Origin of the sequence: Brevibacillus panacihumi W25 (genome assembly GCF_000503775.1) — a bacterium.
Lineage (GTDB): Bacteria > Bacillota > Bacilli > Brevibacillales > Brevibacillaceae > Brevibacillus > Brevibacillus panacihumi_A.
Map to the genome: position 1 here is coordinate 1250027 of NZ_KI629785.1, position 12716 is coordinate 1262742.

10 protein-coding genes and 2 pseudogenes are annotated in these 12716 nt (G+C 50.1%); 7 read left to right on the forward strand and 5 right to left on the reverse strand.

Going from position 1 to position 12716, the window contains the following annotated elements:
- Positions 1 to 77 precede the first annotated feature (77 nt).
- From T458_RS47015 to T458_RS47025, 3 genes and pseudogenes are all read right to left on the reverse strand, one after another.
- The gene (locus T458_RS47015; protein ID WP_023558054.1) at positions 78 to 770 is read right to left on the reverse strand and encodes a DUF2306 domain-containing protein; all 693 of its coding nucleotides are present in this window, start codon (positions 768 to 770) and stop codon (positions 78 to 80) included.
- A 156-nt stretch (positions 771 to 926) separates the two neighbouring features.
- The gene (locus T458_RS47020) at positions 927 to 2039 is read right to left on the reverse strand and encodes a bis-aminopropyl spermidine synthase family protein (protein ID WP_354702691.1); all 1113 of its coding nucleotides are present in this window, start codon (positions 2037 to 2039) and stop codon (positions 927 to 929) included.
- Between the two features lie 437 nt (positions 2040 to 2476).
- Positions 2477 to 4001, reverse strand: a pseudogene (locus tag T458_RS47025) (endonuclease MutS2); the annotation flags it as partial.
- Between the two features lie 431 nt (positions 4002 to 4432).
- Here T458_RS47025 and T458_RS47030 point away from each other — a divergent pair.
- From T458_RS47030 to T458_RS47055, 6 genes and pseudogenes are all read left to right on the forward strand, one after another.
- Complete coding sequence (locus T458_RS47030; RefSeq protein ID WP_023558057.1) at positions 4433 to 6007, forward strand: spore germination protein; 1575 nt, start codon at positions 4433 to 4435, stop codon at positions 6005 to 6007.
- Complete coding sequence (locus tag T458_RS47035) at positions 6004 to 6234, forward strand: Ger(x)C family spore germination protein (protein WP_023558058.1); 231 nt, start codon at positions 6004 to 6006, stop codon at positions 6232 to 6234. Before T458_RS47030 ends, T458_RS47035 begins: the two co-directional genes overlap by 4 nt.
- A gap of 10 nt (positions 6235 to 6244) precedes the next feature.
- Positions 6245 to 7189, forward strand: a pseudogene (locus T458_RS47040) (Ger(x)C family spore germination protein); the annotation flags it as partial.
- Between the two features lie 2 nt (positions 7190 to 7191).
- Positions 7192 to 7410: a hypothetical protein gene (locus T458_RS47045; RefSeq protein ID WP_144083875.1), complete on the forward strand. Its 219-nt coding sequence runs from the start codon at positions 7192 to 7194 to the stop codon at positions 7408 to 7410.
- Between the two features lie 4 nt (positions 7411 to 7414).
- On the forward strand, positions 7415 to 8536 hold the full coding sequence (locus T458_RS47050; protein ID WP_023558061.1) for a GerAB/ArcD/ProY family transporter: 1122 nt from the start codon (positions 7415 to 7417) through the stop codon (positions 8534 to 8536).
- Between the two features lie 77 nt (positions 8537 to 8613).
- The gene (locus T458_RS47055) at positions 8614 to 9582 is read left to right on the forward strand and encodes an MraY family glycosyltransferase (protein WP_023558062.1); all 969 of its coding nucleotides are present in this window, start codon (positions 8614 to 8616) and stop codon (positions 9580 to 9582) included.
- Positions 9583 to 9643: 61 nt separating this feature from the next.
- On the opposite strand, the gene T458_RS47060 is transcribed toward T458_RS47055, so the two are convergent.
- The gene (locus tag T458_RS47060; RefSeq protein ID WP_023558063.1) at positions 9644 to 10369 is read right to left on the reverse strand and encodes a 3'-5' exonuclease; all 726 of its coding nucleotides are present in this window, start codon (positions 10367 to 10369) and stop codon (positions 9644 to 9646) included.
- Between the two features lie 77 nt (positions 10370 to 10446).
- Positions 10447 to 11280, reverse strand: a complete 834-nt coding sequence (locus tag T458_RS47065) for an AraC family transcriptional regulator (RefSeq protein ID WP_023558064.1) — start codon at positions 11278 to 11280, stop codon at positions 10447 to 10449.
- Between the two features lie 131 nt (positions 11281 to 11411).
- On the opposite strand from T458_RS47065, the gene T458_RS47070 reads away from it, so the two are divergent.
- Positions 11412 to 12692: an MFS transporter gene (locus T458_RS47070; RefSeq protein ID WP_023558065.1), complete on the forward strand. Its 1281-nt coding sequence runs from the start codon at positions 11412 to 11414 to the stop codon at positions 12690 to 12692.
- The last annotated feature ends 24 nt before the right edge of the window (positions 12693 to 12716 follow it).

The window sequence follows — 12716 nt, forward strand, 5'->3', positions numbered from 1 at the left end:
TGCCCACTCCTTCGCCGTTTTCACTATGCTTTCTTTAGACTAGTTACTTCTGTAAACAGAGAGGAAAGTCCTTTCCATCACGCACTTTTGGAAGCAGAAAACTTCTTCCTGTAATAGACGGAGAACCCGATGATGACAGGTACGAGAATGATGGAAGGCATGAACCACACCACGATGGATACGGAATCAACCCCAAGCAGTCGCGGAGCGCCGAATACGGTAAAGGCGGTTACGGTGGCGATGCAGCATCCGAGCATCCCGCCCAAATGCTCAAACCACCAGTGCATGCGACGGTTGGGCGGCCGCAGCCAATACGCCAGTTGAGTCGCCCCCAGGAATATCCCAATGAAAGGAAAATAACTCAACAGCGGAAAATCAATCAGAAAACCGTAGGCCGAAATCGCTACCCCCGAGATGAGCAGCAGGGCGGAGACGAACAGATCGGCTAATTGGCGATGAGCGGCTACGCGCTTTTTGAACCGCAGCACACGGATGCCATGCCAGGCGGAAGCAGAGCTTAACAAGGAGATAAAGATGAGAAACCAGGCGAACGCCGTGCTGTCGGCAGTGCGATCCGGATCAAAGCCGATTCGCCAAACTCCCATGTACAAAGCGGATAGCGCCACCACCCCCATCGATACCACATACACCCAGCCTATGCGGTTATGCGTTTTGCCCCCTTTTTTGGTCACCACAGGAATCCAAAAGACAAGTAACGCGGCAAAACCAGCAATGATGTGCACAATCTTAAAAAAGGAAAATAAGAACATGACCAGCTTCCTTTCCACCCATGTTGGCCGTTGCAGCTGCAGCCGACAACGCCACTAAAGGGATTATACAGAAAAATCCAATCCCTCCCAAGAAAAATAAAACAGCAAAGGAGCCACCCTTCGATGGCTCCACAGCGTTACAGTGAGGCAGAAGATTTACTTGGGGGACAAATGCCGTTTCTCCACCATAAGAAACGTATCGTTCTTGCAGCCGGGGCAGCCCTGATTTTTCAACTCCTCAATCGTCGCCACCTCTCCTTGCAAACCCACGAACACTCCCTGGCCGCATTGCATGCAGCGATAGGTCCGCAACGTGCGTTTTACTTCCCCTGTATAGAGCGCGTCAGAAAAGGCATCCTTGACCTGGGCGTCCGTTACCGCGGTCGTCTCCAGGACGATCATTTGACTGCGGTTCGCAATCATTTCCGCTCCTTCGTACTGATTGAAATGCTGGTGGGCCGCATGGACGGTAAGCCCCATACGGACAAATTCCCGGTTCATCGCCAGCATGAAGTCAGGTGATTTATGGGCAAAGGACAGGAAGACCGGGAGCCCTTTCTTTTGCTTTAAGGCCGTGATCCCCCGTGAGACAAACAGGCTCATTCCTTGCAGCGTGTACGGCGGATCGGTGAAAAAGCAATCGTATTGCGCATGCCATTCGCTCGGAAGCGGATTTCGCAAATCCCAGGGAAAGCACCGGATGGGCAGTTGGGCGCGGTCTGCGATTTCATGGATGTGGCGTATAAATCGTTCATCGAGCTCCACCACATCGATCTGGGCTTGCGGCACCTCTATGCCGGGAAAGAGCTGCTGAAGGAGCATCCCCAATGAGACGCTGACCAAGTCATCATCCCCTACGCACAAGATCTTTTTGCCGACCAGGCTGTGGTGCTTCAAGCACAGGATTGCTCTTCGCAGGCTGGTTTCCGTCGTGCATTTCGACTGGTCCAGCTGGACATTCACCTGCGGCCGACGCGCGAACTCTTCTTCCAATCTCTCCAGAATCACCTTCATCTCAGGAAGGTGAACCGCCTCATTCATGTCCGCTTCCATGAGTTTCAGGTACAGCGCCCTGTTAATGCCTCGATAGCCACATCTTCGTTCTACCCATCGATTGGCCTCTTTCGTGCAATGGACGCCATTTTTTTGTTCGAGCGCGCCCTCGCGGATCAATTCTTTTTTGATCGCGGCCGCTACAGGGATGGGCAAAAAGGTTCTGCGGGCCAACTCCTTTGTGGAAATGCCCGGATGAAAATAGCAGGCGAGCACAGCTTTTCGATCACCTGGATTCCCTCATCTACCTTCACACGTGCTCCTACTTCTTCTACGTAATGTTTCATTGCGTCACTCCTTCAGGTTTTGTGAGATATGCTTGCGCTGCAGCTTGACTTTCTGATTTTGGATCAGGACCACGATGTTGCCTTTCGCGTCCTCCTTCTCGTACACAACGCCGCTTTTTCCCAGATAGGAGACGAAGACCTCATCGCCCGGCTCCAGGGTTTTGTCTGTGTCTGGTTGTGGTTGTCGCACAGCCTCTGTCGCAGCCTCTTGCTTTGTCTCTGTTTTTGGTGTTTGCGGTTCGTCAGACTGATCTGGCTGCCACGCGGGCAAAAGTACCAGGGATGGCTCTGCATGCACGCTGTTTGCCGCTTGACCCGTGACATCCACCTCCGCAGCGAATTCACCCAGTCGTCCGGTTCGTGTGATCCCGTTTGCCGTGATCTCCCTTGAGCGCTCAATGATTTCGTTTGGCAGGCCGATTTTTAATGCGATGGAAAAGGCGTAGCTCTGTCCGGCTTCCCCGATCCGCAAGCGATACAGCGGTTGAAGGGTCTGGGTATCGAACTCCATCCGGGCGTTTTCAAAGCCGGGTGTTGCCGCTGCGAAATTTTTGATTTCATTAAAATGCGTCGTCGCCACAATCGTCGCCCCTCGTTTGTGCAATTCCTCCAGGATGGCGATGGACAAGCCGACGCCTTCGCCCGGGTCAGTACCGGAGGCCATTTCATCGATCAGGACGAGGGTCGAGGAATCTGTCATTCTCAGAATGTCGATCACATTATGAATGTGGGCGGAAAACGTGCTCAGAGCATGCTCAAGGCTTTGCCCATCGCCGATTTCTACTGCGATATGGCGAAAGATCGAAAACAAACTTCCCTCTTGAACCGGAACCAATAAGCCCGACTGGACCATGAGGGTGAGCAGGCCCACTGTTTTGAGCGTCAACGTCTTGCCGCCCGTATTGGGACCCGTAATAATCAGGGATTTATAGCGAAAGCCCGTCTCGAAGTTCAAGGGAACCATCTCCCGGCCGAGCAAGGGATGGCGTGCTTCACGCAGCCGCATAAACCCTTGTTCATTGATTTGCACATTGGAGCCCCCGATCGCCAGCGCGTACTTCGCTTTGGCGAAGAGAAAATCGTAGATGCCTACTGTCTCTACGTTTACGTGAAGCTCGCGGCTGTACTCATCTGCGAGAGCGGATAGCGCCATCAGCACTTTCGTGACCTCACGCTCCTCCTCTCCCCTAAGTGCTTCAAGCTCAAATTGGAGTTGGCTGATATCACTCGGCTCTACATACACGGTTTGACCACTGGCAGACTCATCCAGGACACTCCCTGTCACCTGCTTGCGGTATTCTTTCTTGATCGGAATGACGTAGCGTCCATTTCGCGTGCTGATAACATGCTCCTGAAGAATCGATCGGTACCTGCCCATCAAGGCAGCCAGCTTGCTTTTCAGACGTTCTTCACACACGACGATCCGCTTTCGCACCTTCGCCAGATCCTTGCTGGCTGTATCCATGACCTGCCCACGCCAGATGCTGTTCTCGATTTCTCCTTTCAGCCTAGTAAGCGGGGACATCGCGGTAGCAAAACTCGTCACATGCGGGGCTGCGTTTGCTTTTGCAGCCATGTACTTGATCAGTTGCGCGCAACTCGTCAGGAATTGGTGGATATGCCCTAAATCCTTCACGTTGAAGACATGATCCTTGCCCAATAAGTCCAAGATGCGCTCGATTCCTTCCAGCGAAGGAATCGGCACACTGGCCCCATGTTCCAGCAAAGCTTTGGCCTCCGCTACCTCATCCAGCTTTTTCCGCAATTCCTTTACACCTGTCATAGGAACCATCTCCTCGACATGCCTTTGCCCGATATAAGAGAGGGCATATCCCTTGAGCTTTTCCTTGATTTTGTCGTACTCCAGTCTCTGCAAGGTTTGTTGATTCATCTTCCTTCGCTCCTTTTCATGAAAAATAAAAAGGACGAAGAATGAACGAGTGTCATTCTCCGCCCTTTATGGCTCCCTATAAAAGTGCCCGCCAAAAAGAAAACCGTGCTGAAGACAGCACGGATTGTGGGCGCAATGTATAGGTCATATACCTAAGGCATTGTATGATATCCGCTGTTCTTAACTAAATCCCAAGGCCACTCATAAGCCATGACAAAATAAACCTTGCAAAAGCTGCAAAATTTTCATGGACTTACTACGAACCTCTGTATGGAATTTGATTAGTTAAGAACGACCACCGACATCAAAATCTCTCCTTAGACGAGGATACCCTCACTATACCGCGTGTGATCCGGTCCAGTCAAGAATAACGCAAGGAATTTTGTGTTACCCTATCCAAATAATAGAAAATAATAAGCAGGGTGTTCACCATGAAACGGACCTTCAGGCTCAAGAACCGAAACAATCAAATGGTGGAGATGGAAAGCGATCCATCATCCGAGGAAACTCCGATCCAGCTCGATCCATCGAATCCTGACATCGAGACTCGCATGGACTTCCTCCAGCAGAAGCTGGCTGATTGTTCGGATGTCGTCACCCATACCTTCTTGGCTGGACCCCAACGGAAGTGCGCCTTGATCTATCTGCATGGCATGGTAGATGTGAAGATGCTGCAGAAGGACATTCTACAGTCCATTTTAGCGATACGTGCCAGAAATGCCTCTGCGTTTACCCATGCTATTTTTGTCAACAAGCAACTTCCTGTCAGCGATTATCGGGTAATTCCCACTACGGAAGGCATCTCCTCGATCCTCGAAGGCAATGTACTGCTACTCATCGATGGAGAAAGCCAAGCACTCGAGTTCCCTATATCTTCAGTAAAAAAGCGTCAAATCAGCGAGCCTCCCAATGAATTGACGGTTAGGGGACCACGCGAAGCCTTTATCGAGAGTGCGGACGACAATCTGACCCTGCTGCGCAAGCGGTTAAAAACCTCTGACTTCAAGACGGAAACCATGCGCATCGGGACCAAAACGCAAACGAAGGTATTGATACTCTACATCAAGGGAGTCTGCAAGGAGGAGCTGGTACAGGATATTAAAGGCGTCCTGGAAAAGATCGAAATCGACAGCGTTCTCGGGAGCAGTTATTTGGAGGAATTTTTGGACAGCGCTCCTTTTTCCCCATTTCCCCAGGTGCAATATACAGAACGCCCGGATGTCATGAGCGCTGGACTTTTGGAGGGAAGAGTCGGCATCATCGTCGATGGTTCACCTATTACGCTGATCGTCCCGGTGACGCTGCCGATGCTGCTCCAATCCGCAGAGGATTACTTTCAACGCCATGTGGCGAGCACCTGGATTCGCTGGATTCGTTATCTCTTCGCCTTCAGTTCCCTGGTCCTGCCATCCTTTTATATCGCCATCACGACGTTTCACCCGGAAATGATTCCGCAAAAGCTGTTGATCACGATTGCTGGTTCCCGCGAAGTAGTTCCGTTTCCCGCTCTCATCGAAGCCATGATCATGGAGATTTCCTTCGAGGCTTTGCGCGAAGCAGCCATTCGCATCCCCAAACCGATCGGTCAGGCAGTTTCCATTATCGGCGCATTGGTCATTGGAACTGCCGCTGTTCAAGCGGGAATTGTTTCGGCTGCGATGGTGATCATCGTCTCGTTTACCGGAATCGCCTCGTTCATTATCCCTCACTTCGACCTGGGACTGGCATTTCGCTTGCTGCGTTTTCCAATCATGATCTTCGCGGGTTTGTTTGGCCTTTTCGGGATCATTTGCACGATGATCTTTCTCTATATCCACCTGATCAATTTGCGTCCTTTTGGCGTCCCGTACCTGACGCCCATGACACCTTTTGTATGGAGTGACTTTAAAGACACACTGATCCGGGCACCCTGGTGGCTCATGCTCAAAAGGCCGGTCCAGTTTGGTCCCAATCGTGTCAGACAGCAATACTACCGGGCACGGATTCCAAAGGAGGATGGAGATTGAACAAATCCAGTTTGGCCTTCCTGGTCGTTCTTCCTCTGCTGTTCCTCGGAGGGTGCTGGTCTTCGGTTGAAATCAACGATCGAGCATTTGTCCGCATGATGGTCCTGGACAAGTCGGAAGAGGGCATCGAGCTTACTCTCTCACTCCCTCTTCCCAGTCGCTTGATACCCGGACAATCAGGTGGTACTGGGAATCAAAACGGAAAACCATACACCTTTGTAATATAGGACGGGGCGTACAATTGGTGAAGCTTTTCGCTTGATCCAATCCGACCTTTCCAGAAAAATTACTTTCGGTCAGACTAGCGCGGTTGTTATTGGCAGCAACCTGGCCAAGGAAGGAATACTGCCGATCCTCGAATTTATTGCCCGAGAACCGCGATTCCATATCAACTCGAACCTTTTTGTCATACAAGGAAAGGCTATTGATATAACACAGGCGCCTACCATACTGGAACGCTTCCCTACTGAAATCCTTCTAAACTACATGAAAGAAGCGGTCATCGTCAAAACCAACACCAATGATGCTCTGATGGCCACTCACTACGGGGGAGACATGATCCTGCCCCTCCTCAAAATGGAGAGGAAGTCGATACCAAGTGAAAAAGGGCAAAATCTCTGGCTGCAAACGGCGGGAGGCGCGTTTTTTAAGCAGGGAAGGTTGGCAGGCTTGCTGGACATTCATCAAATGCGCGGTGCACTGTGGATTTTGGGCCAATTGGATACCTCCGTCATTACCGTGAAATCTGAAAAAGCCAACAGATATGTAAACTACATGGTCAAACGCTCGAACACTCGAATTAAACCGGTCTTCCATGGCGATCAGATTACAGTCGTCATTCGCACCAAAGCTACTGCCTCTCTCATTTCCAGTGATGCTGATGTGGATCCCCTAGATCCCCACGAACAGAAGCGAATGGAAAAAAAGTTGAACGCCAAAGTAAATGAGAGCATTATCCAGGCAATCGAACTGGCAAGAAAGGCTGACTCGGACGCCTACCAAATCAGCTCCCATCTGGATTGGACGCATCCGAAACTATGGAAAGAGAAAGCTCCGCAATGGAGAGAAATCTATCGCAATCAAATCAAATTTCTCCCCCAAGCTGAAATTTCGATAAAACGGGTAGGTTCCATCAAGCAGCCCGTGAGAATTCATTCTGTGGAAACGGAGGGAGACAAATGATCATGATTGCTCTTTTATACGGCATTATAGTGGGAGTCGAGTTCCGGTATTTGCGGCTCCATCAACGAAAACGGCGCACTTTCTATTTTGTGATTGGAACCGCCGCAATCACATTTTTGTATTTTGAAGCCTTGTATGTGTTTCGTGATCAATATTCGATTGGGCTTTCGCTTGAAGCGATTTTCTCGCCGATAGATCAATTGATTGTGTGGAGAAGGTAAAATCATGGGCAATCGGACAATTAAAATTACTCAGCTGCAGATCTACATGCTGTTCACCTTGTATCTTTTTACTACCATACTTGGATTTCGAATGAGTACATTGGTAGCAGAGGCGCGATTTTCAGCCTGGGTATCCTTGCTTTGTGGCTCCCTGATCGGATTGATCATCACCTACTTTTGTTTTCGTCTGGCAGTGAAGCGTCCACAAGAGTTTTTTGGCTTTTACGGAAAAAGGATAGTGGGCAGCTGGCTGCACTATCCTCTCGTTCTCATCATCATTTTTTCGACCCTCTTTTCTGCTTCCTACATCCTGCGGGAAATTCAAGATTTCATCGTAGAAGTCTACCTGCCGGAAACACCTGACTGGGCCGTTGCCCTCATATTTGGCATCTGCATCGCCTATGCAGTCCGCTCGGGCGTTCAGACGATATTCCGCTGCGCCCAAGGCATCTTTTTTTTCAGCATTCTCAGCATGATCATCGTTCCTCTATTTGTAGCCAGTGAAATGAAGTGGGGCATGTTCCCTGCCCTGTTCAACCATTTTGACGCACCTGGGATCTGGAATGGAACGTATCTTACGACTGCTCTCTACGGAGAAATGGGGTTTATCATTTTTCTTTTTCCGTACTTTGCAAATGGACAACGAACGATGAGAAGCATCAGTTGGGCCACCATCACCTCACTGATCATTATTTTCTCCAGCCTGATCCCTGTTCTGTTCATTTTCGGCCCGTACGTAAGCGGCAATCTCAACTACCCCGAGCTGGAGCTTATTCGCTTTATCCGTGCCGGAGCTTTCCTGGAGAACCTGGATCCTGTGTTATTGGCGGTCTGGCTGACCAGCGTTTTTATTAAAATCAGCATGCTTACCTATATAGCGGTCATCTTGCTCGTGAACACCTTTTCATTGACAGATCATAAACCCTTTTCCTTTTCTGTAACGGCCGTTATGATTGGTCAGGCGTTGTATATGGTCAGATCACACACGGAGCTTTCCTATATTTTGTTGCACGGCGGCTCCTCTTTTCTGCTATTTGCCCAGGCAATTCCGATCTTCTATTTATTGGTAGACGCGTTCCGAACGAGATGGGGAACGAGGTACGAGAAACTTTCCCAGAAGAATTGACAAGGCATTGTCGACAATTGCCGCTATTCTTTCTATAATGGTGGGGATTGAGAAAAACCGTTCTCAGGTTGTAGGAGATGATTCCGATTTCGTACGCACTTTCCTTTTTGTTATCGTTTAGTATCGTGATGATCCTGATCCCTCCCTTGCGCAAATTGGCTTTCAAGCTTGATTTTGTGGACAAGCCCAGAAAGGACGTCGAACGTAAAATACACCGCGAGCCGATACCGCTGACTGCCAGCTATGCGATTTTCGTCGGCTTCGCTGCTTCTTTCCTGCTGTTTTCCAAAGAGTCCGCCATTCAGACGATTGCCGTCCTTTGCGGCTCGGTGCTGCTTTTGGTTATCGGCACCATCGACGACTGGTACAAGACACAGGGGAAGGACTTTTCCGCCCTTCCGAAGCTGATTGTACAGGTGTCTGCCGCAGTCATCGTCTATCTTTCGGGGATCACCTTTTCCGGCTTTTACAATCCGTTGAGCGGCGAGTACATTCTGCTCCCTGTCTGGCTGCAATTCATCCTGACAATCCTCTGGATTTTCGGGGTGACGACCGTAATCAACTTTTCGGACGGGATGGACGGGCTGGCTGGCGGGTTGACGGCGATTTCTGCCGGAACGCTGTTTGTCGTCGCCCTGGCAAAAGGGCAAAGCACGTCAGCTGTAATGGCGATCAGCCTGATCGGCGTGTCTATTGCCTATCTGCGCTACAACAAGCCGCCGGCGAAAATTTTCATGGGCGATGCAGGGGCGACATTTCTTGGCTTTATCCTGGCCGTGATAGCGCTGGATGGGGCCTTCAAGCAAGCGACTGTCCTCTCTCTGTTCATTCCGATTCTGGCTCTCGGCGTCCCGATTTTTGACAATCTGTTCGTCGTGACCAAGCGACTGCTGCAAGGAAAGCCGATCTACCAGGCGGATGCCACACAGGTTCATTACCGCTTGCTGAAGTCCGGGTTAAATCCCAAGCAGGTCGTCGCCTTTCTTTGTTTGATCAGCGTCTGTTTCAGCTTGACTTCGATTATTTTGCTCCTCTTGGGAGTATGACGAGCACAAAAAAATGCCGCATGGGACCATCTCCCAGCGGCATTTTTTCATTTCCGACAGATTACGACTGCTCGATCAGGGCAGCCGCTTCGGCAGCAGCCTGCTCCACTTTTTTGCGATGCTGCAAGCAAGAGATGCACTTTTTGCTCTTGCGTCCGAATGCCGTGTAGTATTTGGACTTTTTGCAGGAGCGGCAGGTCATGTACAGCGAGCTGGACATCGCGTAATTTTCTTCCGGCGTATTCTTCACCAGAGGAATGATCTTGTTGTATTTGACGAGCAGATGGGCCGTGTGGATCGAGTCCACCAGTGCCGAATGAAGCCTTCCTTCCTGCACGATCCCCGCTTGGTCGATGGCGTCTTTTAAGCCCATTTGCTTGCGTTGGGCAAGCTGCATGCTGATGGGGGGCTGGATGTCATTGTAATTTTTCAACCAGGAGAAAGGCAGTCCGAATCGCGCGCAATGTTCGATCATCAAGCGTTTATCGTCTTTTCCCCAGGTACATAGATAGTAGTCCTCATCATGCCCAATCCACGCGAGAAAGTCGGCAAAGGCTTTGGGAAACGGGATAAAATCGGGCAGATTATCCTTGTCCAATCCGATGAAATCACAAGTCCGCTCGGATATGCGGCGTTCGATGGCAGGAAAGGTGTAGCGTTGAAAGGTGTCTACTTCGACTCCGTCCTTGCCCGGTACGACCTTGGCGGCACCGATCTCGATGATTTCGGGGATTTTATTTTTCTGAAAGGTTAAGGTCGTTTCCAGATCAAATACGATGATTTGCATGGGGAATCACATCCTGAGCGTAATACTTCTATTATGACGGCAGACGGGGATAAAAATCAAAAAATGTTCTACATTCTTTATTTGCTATTGCGGTCTTGGCTCGGGCTGACCCCCAGTTGTTTTTTAAATGCGCGCTCAAACGTACCCAAGCTGCCATACCCCGTCTCGAAGGCAATTTGTGTGATGTCCAAGTCCGTCTTCTGAAGCAGATGAAGCGCTTTTTGTATCCGAATCTGTGCTAGATACTGGGCTGGTGTTTGGCCTACCTGGTCACGGAAAAGACGGATCAAGTGATACTTGCTGAGTTCAGCCGTTTGTGCCAGCAAATCCAGGTGAATATCCTCGGACGAGTGTTCCTGGAGATATTCCATGACCCTGCGAAGGGCTGGATGTCGTACCAGCGCAGTCTTTTCATGCAGCGGATGGGCATGTGACCCATTCTGGAGGGAAAGAAGAAGAAGGGCAAGCTCCTGCTCCGTCTCTTGCATGTCCAACTGATTCCATGATTGTGACATGGTTTGCAAAACTGCATATTCGGCCAAACGGCGAAAGTGACTTGTCGCGCCATGGGCCCAGGGAGCAAACTCAATGGAGGAAACGGGCTTCCCCAACCGGTCTGCCTGCACATTTCGCAAAAAGGATTCCTTGAAAAAGATTAGCATCATACGGGCGGGATCATCCCCGGCGTAGTGCCGATGCTGATATCCAGGTGAAAGCACTAAACGCTCATTTACGGTGAGCTCTCGGATTTCCCCGTTACATTCCATCCGGGTAGACCCATGTATCGGAATGCTCATCTGGTAATACCCTTGATGTTCATGCAAATCATCCGCTGAGCGGGCCGCCACTTGATAAATTGTGATGGCACACTGTTCTCCTTCAACCGTAAGCATTTTGGAAATATTACCCATTTTCAACTCCTTTCTTCGGTGCACGCTCGAACCGCAATTATTGCCTCACTACCACCGCAATTATCGGCAAGACTTTGCCGTCTTTGGCCGCGATAATAGGATCATCTTCTTATGCAGGAGTGCATCAGTCTATGAAATGGTCCTTGCTTCGCAACCGCAATTTCGTCCTGTTTTTGGTGCGTGAATCCTTTTCTCTGTCCGGCACGATTTTTCTCAACATTTCCCTTGCCTTATACTCCCTCGCCTTAACAGGTTCTGCCACATTGTTTGCATCAATCCTGTCCTTGGGCATCATTCCGCATCTGGTCCTCGGACCGCTGGCAGGCGTAGTCGTCGATCGGATGAATAAACGGACATTGATCCTCTTGCTGGAGTCGGGCAAAGGGATATGCTTGTTTTCATTTTTTTTATTTTCCCAGATGGCTCCCGTCGAATCGGGATGGATTTACTTCTGCGTATTGTTTTTTGCAACCTGCGATGTATTTGCCTCTCCCGCGTATGTGACCATACTGCCTACCATTGTCAATGCAGACGAACTAAGCGATGCCAACGCTCTCGATACGACCGTCGTGGAGACGGTCCGCGTGCTCGCTCCATTCCTGGGAACCGTTGTCTACAGCTATTATGGACTTAGCACAGTCTTTCTCGTGCATGCTGTACTCTGTACGGTCTCTGCCCTCGTCACATCCCGCATGGCGATCGCTATTCCCCCTAAAACCGGGGTGTCTTCCACTATCCTACAGGATATGAAAATGGGCTTCCAGTTCTTCACAAAGGATAGGCGCATCCTGTCGCTTGTCGCCAACGGAGTGTTGACCCATCTTTTTCTCTTTCCGTTTGTCCTATTGGGGTTCCCGTTCTTGATCAAACAAGTCTTCAACGGCAGCGATCTTGATTTTGGCATGGTAGAGAGCCTGCAGACGGCGGGCTCCCTGTGCTCTATTGCAGGCGTTGTTTTTCTACAGAAACGGTATCGGCTTTCTATCAATATCGGAATCGGCATCATCGGCATGCTGGTATTTGTTTTCCCGTTGCTGCTATTGGCGGACTCCGGCTTTTCTTCCTTCCTCATGCAACATCCGACTCTGATGGTTCTGTATTTCGGTACCGTAAGCTTTCTACTGTTTTTTGCCTTTGGCACATACGGTGTCTTTTTTCGAACCTTCTATCAACAGACGATCGGGGTGGCCATGCTTGGACGCTTTGTCTCTGTCATGGGCATGCTGTTTGCGATGGGTCGTTTTGCCGGATTCCACTTATATGGCAGAATCTTCGATGCCTCCCCGCTTCTGCACGCCATTCTGCTTTTAGGAATGGGCATGATTCTGAAGCTGCTCATGCACATCCCCTTTCTGGTTGATGAAAAAAAGCGGAGGCAATGCGACAAAGCAGAAAACAGCCGCTCCCTCTGAGCATGGGCGCGGCTGTTAGAAGCT

Excerpts from the sequence above, each read along its gene's own strand:
- T458_RS47030 (WP_023558057.1), top strand. The coding sequence starts at position 4,433 with ATGAAACGGACCTTCAGGCTCAAGAACCGAAACAATCAAATGGTGGAG.
- T458_RS47070 (WP_023558065.1), top strand. The coding sequence starts at position 11,412 with ATGAAATGGTCCTTGCTTCGCAACCGCAATTTCGTCCTGTTTTTGGTG.
- T458_RS47065 (WP_023558064.1), bottom strand. The coding sequence starts at position 11,280 with ATGGGTAATATTTCCAAAATGCTTACGGTTGAAGGAGAACAGTGTGCC.
- T458_RS47015 (WP_023558054.1), bottom strand. The coding sequence starts at position 770 with ATGTTCTTATTTTCCTTTTTTAAGATTGTGCACATCATTGCTGGTTTT.
- T458_RS47055 (WP_023558062.1), top strand. The coding sequence starts at position 8,614 with ATGATTCCGATTTCGTACGCACTTTCCTTTTTGTTATCGTTTAGTATC.
- T458_RS47045 (WP_144083875.1), top strand. The coding sequence starts at position 7,192 with ATGATTGCTCTTTTATACGGCATTATAGTGGGAGTCGAGTTCCGGTAT.
- T458_RS47060 (WP_023558063.1), bottom strand. The coding sequence starts at position 10,369 with ATGCAAATCATCGTATTTGATCTGGAAACGACCTTAACCTTTCAGAAA.
- T458_RS47050 (WP_023558061.1), top strand. The coding sequence starts at position 7,415 with ATGGGCAATCGGACAATTAAAATTACTCAGCTGCAGATCTACATGCTG.